Source organism: Pseudoalteromonas sp. Isolate6, assembly GCF_022398435.1.
GTDB lineage: Bacteria > Pseudomonadota > Gammaproteobacteria > Enterobacterales > Alteromonadaceae > Pseudoalteromonas > Pseudoalteromonas galatheae.
On sequence record NZ_JAKEVK010000007.1, the window covers coordinates 19783 to 34080 of the forward strand.

At 44.8% G+C, this 14298-nt stretch carries 12 protein-coding genes; 2 read left to right on the forward strand and 10 right to left on the reverse strand.

The window, feature by feature from the left end; translation table 11 throughout:
- Positions 1-44 precede the first annotated feature (44 nt).
- The 10 genes from L1D50_RS01880 to leuS are packed head-to-tail and all read right to left on the reverse strand — an operon-like array spanning position 45 to position 10598.
- Positions 45-1208 (reverse strand): serine hydrolase, encoded by a 1164-nt coding sequence (locus tag L1D50_RS01880; protein WP_010372052.1) that lies wholly within the window; start codon positions 1206-1208, stop codon positions 45-47.
- 41 nt (positions 1209-1249) lie between these two features.
- Positions 1250-2023 carry a septal ring lytic transglycosylase RlpA family protein gene (locus L1D50_RS01885; protein WP_239965394.1) on the reverse strand — a complete coding sequence of 258 codons (774 nt, stop codon included), beginning with the start codon at positions 2021-2023 and terminating at the stop codon, positions 1250-1252.
- Entirely contained in the window at positions 2023-3129 is a 1107-nt protein-coding gene (gene rodA, locus L1D50_RS01890; RefSeq protein WP_128728436.1) for a rod shape-determining protein RodA, read from the reverse strand. The genes L1D50_RS01885 and rodA overlap by 1 nt, the downstream gene beginning before the upstream one ends.
- Entirely contained in the window at positions 3126-4994 is a 1869-nt protein-coding gene (gene mrdA, locus L1D50_RS01895; protein ID WP_128728435.1) for a penicillin-binding protein 2, read from the reverse strand. Before mrdA ends, rodA begins: the two co-directional genes overlap by 4 nt.
- A gap of 2 nt (positions 4995-4996) precedes the next feature.
- The gene (gene rlmH, locus L1D50_RS01900; RefSeq protein WP_010372039.1) at positions 4997-5467 is read right to left on the reverse strand and encodes a 23S rRNA (pseudouridine(1915)-N(3))-methyltransferase RlmH; all 471 of its coding nucleotides are present in this window, start codon (positions 5465-5467) and stop codon (positions 4997-4999) included.
- Between the two features lies 1 nt (position 5468).
- On the reverse strand, positions 5469-5786 hold the full coding sequence (gene rsfS / locus L1D50_RS01905) for a ribosome silencing factor (RefSeq protein ID WP_128728904.1): 318 nt from the start codon (positions 5784-5786) through the stop codon (positions 5469-5471).
- Positions 5787-5838: 52 nt separating this feature from the next.
- Complete coding sequence (gene nadD, locus L1D50_RS01910) at positions 5839-6474, reverse strand: nicotinate-nucleotide adenylyltransferase (protein ID WP_128728434.1); 636 nt, start codon at positions 6472-6474, stop codon at positions 5839-5841.
- Positions 6471-7514 (reverse strand): DNA polymerase III subunit delta, encoded by a 1044-nt coding sequence (gene holA / locus L1D50_RS01915; RefSeq protein WP_239965396.1) that lies wholly within the window; start codon positions 7512-7514, stop codon positions 6471-6473. Before holA ends, nadD begins: the two co-directional genes overlap by 4 nt.
- Positions 7514-8026: an LPS assembly lipoprotein LptE gene (gene lptE / locus L1D50_RS01920; protein ID WP_010606155.1), complete on the reverse strand. Its 513-nt coding sequence runs from the start codon at positions 8024-8026 to the stop codon at positions 7514-7516. Before lptE ends, holA begins: the two co-directional genes overlap by 1 nt.
- Positions 8010-10598 (reverse strand): leucine--tRNA ligase, encoded by a 2589-nt coding sequence (gene leuS / locus L1D50_RS01925; protein ID WP_239965397.1) that lies wholly within the window; start codon positions 10596-10598, stop codon positions 8010-8012. Before leuS ends, lptE begins: the two co-directional genes overlap by 17 nt.
- A gap of 248 nt (positions 10599-10846) precedes the next feature.
- Here leuS and L1D50_RS01930 point away from each other — a divergent pair, with 248 nt between their 5' ends.
- Both L1D50_RS01930 and L1D50_RS01935 read left to right on the forward strand, forming a co-directional pair.
- Positions 10847-11923, forward strand: coding sequence for a PepSY-associated TM helix domain-containing protein (locus tag L1D50_RS01930; RefSeq protein WP_345773966.1), 1077 nt, complete (start codon positions 10847-10849; stop codon positions 11921-11923).
- 180 nt (positions 11924-12103) lie between these two features.
- Complete coding sequence (locus L1D50_RS01935) at positions 12104-14239, forward strand: TonB-dependent receptor (RefSeq protein WP_239965398.1); 2136 nt, start codon at positions 12104-12106, stop codon at positions 14237-14239.
- The last annotated feature ends 59 nt before the right edge of the window (positions 14240-14298 follow it).

The window sequence follows — 14298 nt, forward strand, 5'->3', positions numbered from 1 at the left end:
AAAAAAACGCCTCATGATGAGGCGTTCACTTACATAAAATAGGGTTATTGCGAGATCTGTAAACGTAGATAGTCGTAGATCTTGCTGAAGAATCCACCTTCTTGGATCTCTTCAAGTGTAACTAGCGGGTATTGTGCTACGTCTTCACCTTCAAGCTGTAAGAACAAAGTACCAACTTTAGTGCCTTTCGCCAGAGGTGCTTCGAGTGTTTTATCTAGCTCAAAGTTAGCCTTTAAATTCTTACTTTGACCGCGTGGAATAGTAATAGGCGTGTCTTCCATAATGCCCAGCGATACGGTTTCTTTGTTACCCATCCACACACGCTGATCGGCAAAAGCGTCACCAGCTTGGTATGGAGTAATGGTTTCAAAGAAACGGAAGCCGTAGTTAAGTAGCTTTTTGCTCTCAACTTTACGTGCACGTTCACTCTCCGTGCCCATGACTACCGCAACAAGACGCATATCATCTTTAACCGCTGAAGTAACTAGGCTGTAGCCTGCATCCGAGGTGTGGCCTGTTTTAATGCCATCCACTTCAAGGCTTGCATCCCAAAGTAGTGAGTTACGGTTATATTGCTTTATACCGTTGTATGAAAAAGACTTTTTCTTGTACAAAGCGTATTCATCAGGTACATCACGAATAAGTGCCGCCCCGAGTGTTGCCATGTCTCTTGGGGTGGTGTAATGCTCATCAGTATCTAAACCATGACTGTTAATAAAGTGGGTATTAGTCATCCCCAGTTTTTCAGCATGTGCATTCATCAGATCGGCAAACGCACTTTCGCTGCCAGCAATGTGCTCGGCCATTGCAACACAAGCATCGTTGCCTGATTGAATAATGATCCCATGGTTTAAGTCATCAACACTGACCTGCTTACCTACTTCGATAAACATCACCGACGAACCAGGAAAATTCTTAGCCCACGCTTTTTCACTAATAGTGACTTGATCTGATGGGCTAATGTTACCTGCAGCGATTTCGGTACCAATAACATAGCTGGTCATCATTTTGGTTAAACTTGCTGGCGCTAGCTTAGTATCCGCTTCGCCCTCTGCAATCACTTTTCCAGTTGTGAAGTCCACAAGGAAATAGCCTTTCGCATTGATTTGCGGCGGCGAAGGAATAATTTGTGCGCTGGCACTCATAATAGAGAAAGTGCACACCAGTCCAAGGACTTTTTTAACGATTTTTGGTTTGATAGAAGTCATTATGCTCGCTTTTTTGTTTATCGGCATTCATTGCGGTTATTCTAAAGTTCCTGCTCACTGTAAAGCAAGAAAGCACGACTAAATTGACCTTGTTGTAAGGTTTTTAGTAAAGATTGTGCTTGATTGTCGTCGGTAACAGGGCCGACTCTAAGCTTGTACAGGTTGTTTTCAAACGTGATGGGTGTACCTAACCCCAGCTCTTGTTTTAACTGACCTGCTAATAACTGTATATTCTCAAGTTTACTGCCAGCAGCAACTTGTACATAAGTTAGCCTTGGAGACTCGCGCGATAGAGTAATGGCTTCGACCTTAACGCGCGCTGTACCCTGAAGGTGATAGCCTAGCTTGTAGGCAGCCGCATAAGAGAGGTCGATTAGTCTATCGTCATGGAACGGACCTCGGTCGTTAATTCTAACGATGGCAGAGCGTCCGTTGTCTAAGTTTGTTACTTTAGCAAAGCTAGGGAGTGGCAGCGTTTTATGTGCTGCTGTCATATCGAACATATTAAAAATTTCACCATTGGAGGTGTGGTAGCCATGGAATTTTCGGCCATACCACGAGGCAATGCCTTGTTGTTGATACCCATGTTCGTCCGAAATTGGCGTGTAACGTTTTCCAAGAACAGTGTAGGGGCGATTGGCACTGACGCTCTTTTTCTCGTTGGTGACAATGGCATCCTGCATTTCCAATTCGGTAGGCTCGCGCAGTGGCGCTTTGTCATGACGAATATGATAACGACTACCGCAAGCGCTTAGCATGCTTAACAGGGCAAATACTAAAATCAATTTTGAAATCAGAGTAATACGAACAGTCATTATTTTAACAACATCCTCTTATCTGTTGCGATTGCCATAATAATGCCAAAACCGGCCATTAAGGTCACCATCGATGTGCCACCATAGCTAATTAGGGGCAGAGGTACACCGACTACAGGCAAGAGACCAGAAACCATTCCGATATTTACAAAGACATAGACGAAGAAGGTCAACGTCAGTGCTCCTGCAAGCAGCTTACTGAAAGCGTCTTGTGCCTGTACTGCGATATATAATCCGCGACCAATTATAAAAAGATACAAGCTGAGTAATATGGTGACACCCAACAAGCCAAATTCTTCGCTCAACACCGAGAAGATAAAGTCGGTATGGCGCTCTGGCAAAAATTCTAATTGAGATTGGGTTCCGTGTAGCCAGCCTTTTCCCTCAACGCCACCAGAGCCTATTGCAATTTTTGATTGGATGATATGGTAACCAGAGCCTAGCGGGTCGCTTTCCGGATCTAAAAAAGTCAGTACACGTTGTTTTTGATAGGCATGCATTCCGTAATGCCAAAACGCATAGCCACCGGGAACCGCAAGTAATATACCTGAACCGATTAAACGCCAACTTAACCCAGCTAAAAAGAGTGCAAAAATACCAGAACTGGCAATTAAGATAGAAGTACCGAGGTCAGGCTGCTCTTTGATCAGAATAGTTGGCACTAGCACAATCACAAAGCCGATTGTTAAATTTAAAATACTTGGAGGTAAGTGAGAGCGACCTATAAACCAAGCGACCGTCATGGGCACTGCTAGCTTCATTATTTCAGAGGGTTGAAAACGGGTAACGCCTAAGTCTAACCAGCGCTGAGCCCCTTTACTGCTGACACCAAAAAACAGCACAGCAACGAGCATGCCAAGGCCCACGAGATAGACGGGAATAGCTACACGCTTAAGCGTATTTGGAGAGAATTGTGCCATAAATAACATGGCAACTAATGCACCAAACATGCGTGTACCATGACGCATCATCATGCCCATGTCTTGCCCACTAGCGCTATAAACAATCGCTAGGCTGCCAACCATCATCGTAATCAAGGCTGCAAATAATGGTAGGTCGATATGAACCTTTTCAAAGAGTGAACGTGGCTTATTCAGCGGACTCATTGCTGTTGCTCCTTCTCAAGCGGGTAGGCTGAAAAGTAATAATCCATCACTTGTCTTGCCATTGGCGCTGCGATTGCACTACCGCCACCTTGGTTTTCCACGACTACAGTGATAACAATTTGCGGATCATCAAAAGGCGCAAAACCCACGTAAATACCATTGTCTCTGTGTTTTTCTTTTAGCTTCTTGGCATCATACTTTTCGCCTTGAGCAATGCTAATAACTTGCGCGGTTCCAGTTTTACCAGCGTGATCATAAGTTACGCCCTTAAACGCATTTTTTGCGGTACCTATTTTTACCGTGTTGTGCATGGCTTTTAATGCAATATCCCAGTGATAAGGGTTTTTTAGCACGACAGGTGGCTTTTCTTCCGTAAATAACTGCTCCACTTCAGTATCTTGCTTAGAGATTTGTACTAAGTGCGGCTGCCTATGTATGCCTTTATTGACCAAAATGCTCAGCGAGTTAGCTATTTGCATTGGAGTAGCAGTCCAGTAACCTTGGCCTATCCCTACGGAAATAGTATCCCCAGGATACCAAGCCTCTTTAAAACGAGCTCTTTTCCACTCAACGGATGGTAAAATAGCAGAGGTTTCTTCATGAATATCGATACCCGAAAGCTCACCAAAGCCAAACTGGTTCATAAAGTCGCTAATTTTGGTTATGCCGAGTTTATATGCGGTTTCGTAAAAGTAGGTATCACAAGACTGCTCAATAGCTTTATACACATCAACATGCTCATGGCCCCAAGGACGCCAGTCACGCCATTTATGTTTTACATTTGGAATTTGAAAAAAGCCGGGATCCCAAATTTTGGTTGTTTCGGTGACAACACCTTCTTCCAGTGCAAGCACTGCGAGATGGGGCTTCACTGTGGAAGCAGGCGCATAACGGCCCTGAGTTGCACGGTTTATCAGTGGCCTGTCTGGGTTAAGTAAGGCTCGGTAATCTTTGCCACTGATCCCATGGACAAAAAGGTTTGGGTCGTAACTTGGATTAGAATAGAGCGCTAAAATACCCCCGTCGCGCGGATCCATAACGATGATTGCGCCTCGGGTGTCTTTAAGTACATGTTGTACGATTTGTTGTAAACCGATATCAAGCGTTAGCACCAAGTCTTTACCTGGTTGCGGTGTTTCCATGCTCAGCGTGCGAATAATGCGACCACGGTTATTCACCTCGACGCGACGAGAGCCAACAATACCATGTAGCTGTTCTTCATAAAACTTTTCGACACCGAGTTTACCGATATCATGGGTGGCACGATAGTTGGTGTCTTTGCCCTCAAGCTCTAAATCATAGAGCTCCTCTTTATTGAGTTTTGCTACATAGCCAAGGGCATGAGTGAGGGTATCGCCATATGGATAGTAGCGAGATAAGCGGGCTTCAACGCTAAAGCCGGGCAAGCGGTGTTGATTAACCGACAAAATCGCCACTTCTTCTTCATTCAAGCGGCCCTTTAGTACTTGGCTTTTGAAGCGTCGGTTATGCTTGATTTCTTTTTTAAAATCTTCTATTTCTTGCTCAGAAATCTCAATAAGTTGGCGGACAGAAGCTAATGATGCTTCGAGGTCTTCAACGTCTTCTGGGATCACTTCAAGATTGTAAACGGGGCGGTTTTCGGCGAGCAACACACCATTGCGGTCATAAATTAGACCACGATTAGGGGCGACAGGAATGACTTTTATACGGTTATCGTTAGAGCGGGTGCGATAGGTTTCGTGTTCAGTCACCTGAAGCGTGTAGACATTGTGAAACAAGATCCCAACAATAATAACGACAAAAACAAAGCCGACAAAGGCCCGTCTCGCAAAGAGGTTCGCCTCGGCAGAATGATCCCTAATCGTCGGCCGCTTTTTTATCATTATTATTCTCTGTGGTAAGGATGATTGTTATTTAAACTCCAGCCGCGATACAAGCTCTCGGCAACCACTATACGCACCAAAGGGTGGGGTAGGGTTAAGTTTGATAATGACCACTTTTGTTCGGCCGCAGCAATACATTCTGGCGCAAGCCCTTCAGGGCCGCCAATCAGTAAGCTGACATCGCGACCGTCCAGCTGCCACTTTTCCATATTGCTCGCAAGTTGGTGTGTATCCCATGGCTTGCCAGTCACTTCTAAGGTTACGATCCGATTGCCTTTTGGGATAGCGGCTAAGGTTTTTTCACCTTCCTGTTGCAAAATGCGTTTAATATCTGCGTTTTTCCCCCGTTTACCCGCGCTAATTTCAATTAACTCCAGTGGCATATCTTTGGGAAAGCGTCTTTGATATTCGGTGAAGCCAGTTTCAACCCACTTCGGCATTTTGGTACCTACTGCAATGAGTTGGATCTTCACATTAACCCCACAGCTTTTCTAGGTCATAAAAGTCGCGGGTTTGATCTTGCATCACGTGTATAACAACGTCGCCCAAATCAACCAATACCCACTCTCCAATGTCTTGACCTTCTTGGCCAATTGGTGTTTCTCCAGCATGACGTGCTTCTTTTGCAACATGGTCGGCAATCGATTGTACATGGCGTTTTGAGGTGCCTGTACAGATCACTAAGTAGTCGGTGATTGAAGAAGTTTCGCGAACGTCGAGCTTAACAATATCACGCGCTTTCATATCATCTACTTTGTCTAGCGCGAAATCTAATAACTGTTGTGAATCCAAGTTTTTGTCTCTGTATTTCAAATAATCGGCGATTTTAGCACGCTTTATGGGGTTAATCAGCATACAAGCCATGGCTATTTATATAATCTATGACCGAAGCGGGCAGCCAATGTTCCAAATATTCTGTATCTTGCTGCACGATTGCAGCCCTAATTGTACTCGATGCAATGTCTTTTTGCTCACCGTGAAGGAAATAGCAATGTCCCGCGTTGGTGGTTTGGAGCTTATCTGCGTTATCTGTGCCTGCTTTGGCTAAATAAGCCGAGACTTTAGCATCCGGCGAGCAATGTTCTTTTGGGCGTTGATACACCACAAGATGACACAGCTTTGTGATTTCTTGCCATTGATACCAAGTGTGCAGACTATTAAACGAGTCCATACCCATTAAAAATAAAATCGGTTGGTCCTGATATTCTCTACGCAGTTCTTGCAGTGTTAGCAGGCTGTAAGAGGGCCCTTGTCGGTCAAGTTCACGTCTATCAATAACCAGTTTTTGTTGCCCTGATAGCAAATTTGCAAGCATCGCTAGGCGATGCTCGTCACTGATGCTGGGCTTTTGTTTATGAACCGGTATGGCACAAGGTAAAAACTTTAACTCAGCCAGACTTAGCTCGTCGACGCAGCGCATCGCCATATTTAAATGGCCTAAATGCGGAGGATCGAAAGTACCACCAAACAAAGCAATCATACATGCTCACTCTGACTAATTGGCAACGGCATTGTGATGGGTGTGGCAAAGGCCAGCGCAATGTGTGCCAGAGCTTGGTATGGCGCAGTGATCCTTGCTTCTTTATATGCGGTATCAAAGTCTGCCATCATACAGAGCAACTGTTTCATCTGCTCTAGCGTTAACCTGTCTAACGCTTGCTGCGTGATGGTTTGCTGATTTTTCCAGACATTATGCTTTTTATAGGCATCCGCAAGTGTAGTGCCAGTTTGCCATAAGGTTTTAACTCCCAGCAGAGTACGAGCTTGGTTTTGCAAGGTCCAGAGAATACTCGCGGGCTCTACATTATCGCTGGCGAGCTTGTTCAATACTTTGATAATTTGCTTAGGGTTGCCAGTTAATAATCCGGTATTTAAATCAAAGATATCGAACTTAGATTGATTTAATAAGCCGCTTAGCAATTGCTGTTCATCAACTGGGTTTTTACCAAATAGTAAGGAGAGCTTCTCGAGCTCCTGATGCGTTGCAAGCAAGTTGCCTTCTGTGGCGACGAGTAGGGCGCGCTTGCCTTGTGGTGAGACAGAAAGCTTCAGCCGCTTACACTCATCATCAAACCAACGTTCAAGATGACGGCCTGTTAACGCATAGCAAGGAACAAATAGGCCTTTAGGCTCTAATGCTTTGAACCAAGCAGTGCGTTGAATGTCTTGACCCGCGCCTAGCCCTTTAAAAATAACAACGACATCAGGATTGACCTGTTCGGCCAAAGACTTTAAAACCGCAACACCTTGGGTAGGAACTTTTTGCTCATTAAAGTCGAACTCGATGAGCGTACGCGCACTGAACAAAGACATACTATTGTACTGCGCACAGAGCTCTTGCCAGTCAAATCCCGGGAGTAGAGCAAATTTAATGACTTCGTCAAAGCCTTGTTGCTTAGCTGCTGTTCGTATTGCAAGTACACATTCACCTTGTTGAAAGGGTTCTTCACCAAAGACAAGATAAAAAGGCGCAAGCCCCTTATTCAGGTAATTGGAGAGTTGATTGGCATAACAACGCATTACAGTTGCGACAACTCTCGAATAATACGTTGGCTTGCAAGGCGGCGCATTTCAGTGAGGATCAGCTCAAGCTCTTTTGCCTTTGCTAGCGCGTTGTCAGGATCGTCCTGATAGTTGCGATACAGCTCGAACATTTGTTTAACGGGTTCTTGGCCTGGGCGACTCAATCGGTAAGACACGCGATAAGCCAGTTCATACTGAGCAACCTGACCATTTTTGAACAAACTAAGTGTTTGACGTTCAAGTGAATCATTGTACAAGTACAACTCAGCAGCTTGTTTGGTATTTTTTGGTGTAAGGGATACCTGAGCACGCTGAAGATCGGATTGTAATTGTTCAAACAAGGCTGAGCGCTTGTCGTCACCGCTTAAGGTGATCTCTTTCAGATCGTCAGGAAGGTAAGAGGCTTGCTTGAGGTGAAAACCGCAGCTCGCCACGAAGAAGCAAGCTAGCAAAACTGCTAGCTTGCTGGTGTGCCAAAATAGGCTACGCATCTTAGTTTGCAACCACATTAAGTAGTTTACCAGGAACATAGATCACCTTACGAATGGTCTTGCCGTCAGTAAACTTAGTGACGTTTTCTTCGCTAAATGCAATCGCTTCAACTTGCTCTTGCGTTGCATCTGCCGCTACGGTGATTTTAGAGCGCAGCTTACCGTTTACTTGCACCACGATAAGCTTTTCATCTTCAACTAGTGCGCTTTGGTCGACGATAGGCCATGCCGCATCAAGAATATCACCAGCCTTGCCAAGCTCAGTCCACAGCTCGTGACACATGTGCGGTGTGATAGGCGCCAGCATGATCACCATAGCTTCTAGTGCTTCGTTTGCTAGCGCAATGTCTTGCTCATCACTAAGTGGCGCTTTGATAAGCTTGTTTGACAGCTCCATCACCGCCGCAATTGCCGTGTTGAACGTTTGGCGACGTTCGATATCATCTGTCACTTTTGCAATGGCTTTGTGGATGTCGCGACGTAGCGTCTTTTGTGCTGCATTTAGTTTGCTTAAATCAAGCTCGGCAGTGCCTGCTTGCTTTACGTCAACCGCGTACTTCCAAATACGACGAAGGAAACGGTGCGCACCTTCAACGCCTGAGTCAGACCATTCAAGCGTTTGCTCTGGTGGAGCCGTAAACATCATGAATAAGCGAACTGTGTCAGCGCCGTATTGCTTGATAACCGTTTGCGGGTCAATACCATTGTTCTTCGACTTAGACATTTTGCTCATGCCAGCAGAGAATACCGGCTCGCCGTCTTCTTTATGCCACGCTTTAGTGATGCGGCCTTTGTCGTCAGTCTCAGTTAATACGTCAGTTGGTGCGATCCAAATATCGCCGCCTTTCTCGTCTTTACGGTAGTAAGTATCCGCAAGTACCATGCCTTGACACAGTAGACGCTCAAATGGCTCATCAGAGTTCACTAAACCGAAATCACGTAGCAACTTGTGGAAGAAACGTGAGTACAACAAGTGCAAGATAGCGTGCTCAATACCACCAATATATTGGTTTACTGGTAGCCAGTAGTTTGCTGCACCTGGTTCAAGCATACCTTCATCATAGCGTGGGCTACAGTAACGTGCATAGTACCAAGATGATTCCATAAAGGTGTCGAATGTATCGGTTTCGTGGAATACCGCCTCACCATTTATTGTTGCTTTTGCCCATTCTGGATCTGCTTTAATCGGTGAAGTTACTCCATTCATGACTACGTCTTCAGGTAGACGAACAGGAAGCATGTCCTCAGGTGCCGCAAGCTCAGAACCATCTTCTTTGTTTAACATTGGGATTGGCGAACCCCAGTAACGCTGGCGGCTCACACCCCAATCGCGAAGACGGAAGTTTACTTTACGTTTACCTACGCCAAGTGATTCTAGTTTAGTTGCGATGGCGTTAAATGCGCCTTCAAAGTCTAGGCCATCGAACTCGCCAGAGTTGATAAGCGTGCCTTTTTCGGTAAACGCTGCTTCAGCCAGATTAGCTTCTACTTCTGCGCCGGCTAGAGGCTGAATAACTTGTTTGATCTCAAGACCATAAGCGGTTGCAAACTCATAGTCACGTTGGTCGTGACCTGGTACTGCCATCACGGCACCTGAGCCGTAATCCATCAGTACAAAGTTAGCTACCCAAATTGGCACCTCTTGTCCTGTGAGTGGGTGGATAGCCGTAAAGCCTGTCGCGATGCCTTTTTTCTCCATCGTTGCCATATCCGCTTCGGCAACTTTGGTGTTCTTGCACTCTTCAACAAAGCGAGAGATTGCTTCACTGTTTTTTGCCGCTTCTTGAGCTATTGGGTGACCGGCCGCAACTGCCACATAAGTCACGCCCATAAAGGTATCAGGGCGGGTGGTGTATACGGTAAAGCTTTCGTCGTTGTCGGCACGTTTAAAGTCGATTTCAACGCCTTCTGAGCGACCAATCCAGTTACGCTGCATGGTTTTAACTTGCTCAGGCCAGTGCTCAAGCTTGTCTAAGTCATCCAGTAACTCTTGTGCATAATCGGTGATCTTAATGAACCATTGTGGAATTTCTTTTTGCTCTACAATGGCACCTGAACGCCAACCACGGCCGTCAATAACTTGCTCATTTGCCAGTACCGTTTGGTCAACTGGATCCCAGTTTACCGTTGACATCTTTTTGTATACTAAGCCTTTTTCGTAAAGCTTAGTGAAGAACCACTGTTCCCACTTATAATATTCTGGGTGACAAGTCGCAATTTCACGATCCCAGTCGTAACCAAAACCAAGTAACTTAAGCTGGTTGCGCATGTAGTCGATATTTTCGTAGGTCCATTTAGCCGGTGCGGTATTATTTTTAATTGCCGCATTTTCAGCTGGAAGACCAAACGCATCCCAACCCATAGGTTGCATAACGTTTTTGCCTTGTAGGCGTTGGAAACGAGAAACCACATCACCAATGGTGTAGTTACGTACGTGACCCATGTGGAGGCGACCACTTGGATATGGGAACATTGAGAGACAGTAGTACTTCTCTTTACTTTCGTCTTCGACAACTTTGAAGGTATTGTTTTCTTCCCAGTACGACTGTACTTTGGCTTCGATATCTTGCGGGTTATATTGCTCTTGCATCTAGGTTTCCAAACATCTGGCAAAATTAATAGAAAATTGCTCGATAGCATACCCGAAATTGGCCAGCAATCACAGCACCTAAAGTGGAATTATTTTAGTCGATTGCCGCGGACTGAAGGTGGTGTCGAAGTAGAGCTAAACTACGCAAAGACCTGCAGCGGTAAAAGGGTAAATTTTGTGCTGTTGCAAGTAAGAGTTATTATCACTTACTATTGCTAAATATCGAAAGAAGTTTGAGAATTCCCTTGATAAAATTGTGGTTACGCCGTGCTCACCTCGTAATGGCGCTGGTATCTGGTGCCTTTATTATTTGCTTAAGCTTAACTGGGGCACTGCTTATATATGCCAAAGATATTCAATATCTTACTCAGCCTAAGTTGTGGCGAGTTGAGCTGCAGTCTGAGCCTCTTGGGGTAGAGCAAATAGTCACCTCAGTTGAATCTACAACCGCTGAAAAAGTTTCATTGTTTATGCCTGAGCAGCAGCCGGATTTGGCGTGGCAACTGAAGTTGTCTAGCGGTGATTATGTTAGCGTTAACCCCTACAGTGGCAAGATCCTTCATCGCTACGAGTATTACTCTACGCTATATGGCTTTACGATGGCGCTACATCGTTGGTTGTTGTTTGAAGATGCTGACAACAAAAAGCCGCTTAGAGACTGGGTATCTATTTGTGCACTTGTACTCATTATTGAGTTAGTGCTGGGGTTTTATCTTTGGGTAAAGCCTAAAAATCGCTTGAAACGGCTAGTGATAAAACCAAAAGCGAAGCTAAGGGTCCTGCTTTATCAGTTACACACCGTATTGGGTGTATATTTGCTCTTACCAATACTGCTCATTGCCTTCAGTGGTATGGCGTTTAACTGGCAGCCGCAAACTAAGGCTGTGGTTGAGTGGTTGAGCTTTGATGAGGTCGAAGCAAGGCCAAAACCACCCACTATTGCGGTTAACTTTCACGGCTTGCCCTATGATTTAAATAGCGCTACAAAGCGCGCAAAATCAACTTTCCCAAACAGTCAGCTGTTCCGTATTTATATGCCTGACAAAGCATCCGACAGTGTCGCTTTTAGAGTTCAAAATCCGGGCGAAAGTCATGCCTATAGCTGGGTTTGGGTAAATCCTTATAACAGTGAGGTGGTAGCGCAATATGATGCGTCAAAAGCGGGAGTCGCTACGCAAATTTGGAACTTTAAGTACAAGTTTCACATTGGTGATTTTGCTGGCCCCATCGTGCAATTTGTCTGGTTAATGTTTGCTTTAGCTCCGACCTTGTTCACGGTATCCGGCCTGTATTTTTGGTTACAACGTCATCGCAGGAGGAGGTAATTAACTTCACTCTAAGTTGCTGTTATGTAGATATAATTGCAAAAAACGGTGCAGAGTAGAATAACCCTCAAGTAAAGGATAATGAAAACCATTCACATTTACCTTGTTTTCACTGGGGTTTGGCAATATTATATTGCCGCTTTTTACATCATTATTATTCCAAATCCAGCAAGGATAACTATGTTAAAAACTACTCTCAGTACGGTAGCGTTGGCTGTTAGCGCAGCAGCCATTGCAGACGATACCAATGTTAAAGATCTTCAAGCTGAAAATATGGAGCATATTGTGGTCTCGGGCAGTCGTGTGTTTGAAAGCATCGATGAAGTGCCTGCCTCCATTACGATTATTAATCAAAAACAAATTGAAGATCATTTAAAAGTAAATCCAGAATTACAAAGCTTGTTATCTCAAATTGTTCCTGGTCTTGCTCCGGATACGGGTAGTTCAAGTAATACAGGGCAATCATTGCGTGGACGTGCGCCTCTGGTGATGATTGACGGTGTACCTCAGTCTACACCACTGCGAAATGGTTCGTTGGGTGTAAAAACACTCGATCCAAGTGCCATCGCCCGTATAGAAGTGATCAAAGGGGCAACCTCAATTTATGGTAATGGTGCTTCAGGCGGGATCATTAACTACATCACCAAGCAGGCCAAAAGCGATGGCAAACCAGAAGGTGAAATTAGTCTATCTAGCCGCTTTAGCGCAGTAAAGCTTGCAGAGAGCGCTGGTGCTCGAATTGCGGGCGCGATTAATGGCCGCGTTGACCAATTTAGTTATTTAGTCACGGCAAGCTATGAAGAAAATGGTGTTCAGCGTGATGCTGAAGGCGATATTCTGGGTTTACAGTATGGTCTGTCGGATACTGTGACAGAAAACTACTTTACTAAGCTTGGCTATGACTTTGATGAAGACAAGCAACTGCAATTTAGCTACAACTTCTACAGTTCACAGCAAAAAACGGACCTAGGTGATGTGTTTGGCAACATCAATTTAGGTGAAAAATCTTACGCTATTCACGTGCCACCAGCTCAGCAAAAACAAGGTAAGCCTCAAGGGCCAGAAGGCAATGAAAACATTACGTTGAAATACACCGATATAGAAGTTTTTGCTAATACACAAATGACGCTTGATGCGTATATGCAAGACATTGAGAACGTGTTCTTCTTCTCGCCAAGTTTAGCAAACCCTGATGAAGGGTACACTGGCGGTCAATCTATCATCCGCTCTGAAAAAAAGGGCGCGCGTGCGACATTTAATACCTTGGTTGATTTTGACAATGTCCAAGCTACCTTCATCTATGGTATCGATGCGTTGAACGATGTGACCTCACAGCCACTTGTTGATGGTCGTATTTGGGTGCCAGAAATGGATATGGAAAGCATCGCAGGTTACCTACAGACCAAGTGGATTGTTGCCGATGACTTAGTGTTAAAAGCGGGAGTGAGACAAGAAAGTATCGATCTTGCGGTAGCTGATTACCAAACACTAAAACTATGCCGTTCAGCGGATCAGTGTTCTGTGCCACTCAACGTGAAAGGTGACACTATTGACTATGACGCCACAACGTACAATGTGGGTATTAAATATAACGCGAATGAAAAGTTCAGCCCATTCGCCAGTTACTCACAGGGCTCTGATATCTCGGATATTGGCCGTCTGCTACGTAGTGCAACGGTAGAAGACATTGGCCAAATTCAAACAGAAGCATCGATTGTTGATAACTACGAAATCGGTTTTAACTCTCAATTTGAGACGTTACGATTTGAATTTGCGGCATATAGAAGTACATCTGAATTTGGCACAACAAATAAATTCAATGAAGTAACCGGAGTTTATGAGCCTGTTCGAGCACCACAAAAAATATGGGGCTATGAGGCACTTGTCGATTACAAGATCAACGACACGCTAAAACTCATTGCGACATATAGCTATGTAGAGGGTAAAGATACTAAAGCGGATACGTACCTTGGCTCAAGACAAATTAGTCCACCAAAACTTACGGCAAACCTAAACTGGCAGCCAGCTGATGCGTTATCTATGACGTTAAGCTGGTTACATGTCGGCGACCGTAAACGTTTTGAACGGGACGATGAAGGTAATTATGTTGGAGATCAAGGTCCAATAGATAGCTATAACGTGGTTAACTTTAGTGGTCAATATCAATTCGGGCAAAGCTGGCAAGCGTTTGTTGGTATTGAGAACTTATTTAACTCTGACTACTACCCAGCTCGTGCACAAGCCTACACGTACGGCGGCTACAATGTTAAAGGCCTTGGTACGACGGCAACTGTTGGTGTGAAGTATCGTTTCTAAGCTAATAGCAATGACTTTTGGCTTCGTAACCAGAAGCCAAATGGGTTTGCTGAGCCCCA

Bases quoted from the DNA above. Each gene is read 5' to 3' on its own strand.
- lptE (WP_010606155.1), bottom strand. From the start codon at position 8,026: ATGTGGTTGCAAACTAAGATGCGTAGCCTATTTTGGCACACCAGCAAG.
- mrdA (WP_128728435.1), bottom strand. From the start codon at position 4,994: ATGATAAAAAAGCGGCCGACGATTAGGGATCATTCTGCCGAGGCGAAC.
- L1D50_RS01885 (WP_239965394.1), bottom strand. From the start codon at position 2,023: ATGACTGTTCGTATTACTCTGATTTCAAAATTGATTTTAGTATTTGCC.
- rodA (WP_128728436.1), bottom strand. From the start codon at position 3,129: ATGAGTCCGCTGAATAAGCCACGTTCACTCTTTGAAAAGGTTCATATC.
- L1D50_RS01880 (WP_010372052.1), bottom strand. From the start codon at position 1,208: ATGACTTCTATCAAACCAAAAATCGTTAAAAAAGTCCTTGGACTGGTG.
- holA (WP_239965396.1), bottom strand. From the start codon at position 7,514: ATGCGTTGTTATGCCAATCAACTCTCCAATTACCTGAATAAGGGGCTT.
- leuS (WP_239965397.1), bottom strand. From the start codon at position 10,598: ATGCAAGAGCAATATAACCCGCAAGATATCGAAGCCAAAGTACAGTCG.
- L1D50_RS01935 (WP_239965398.1), top strand. From the start codon at position 12,104: ATGTTAAAAACTACTCTCAGTACGGTAGCGTTGGCTGTTAGCGCAGCA.
- nadD (WP_128728434.1), bottom strand. From the start codon at position 6,474: ATGATTGCTTTGTTTGGTGGTACTTTCGATCCTCCGCATTTAGGCCAT.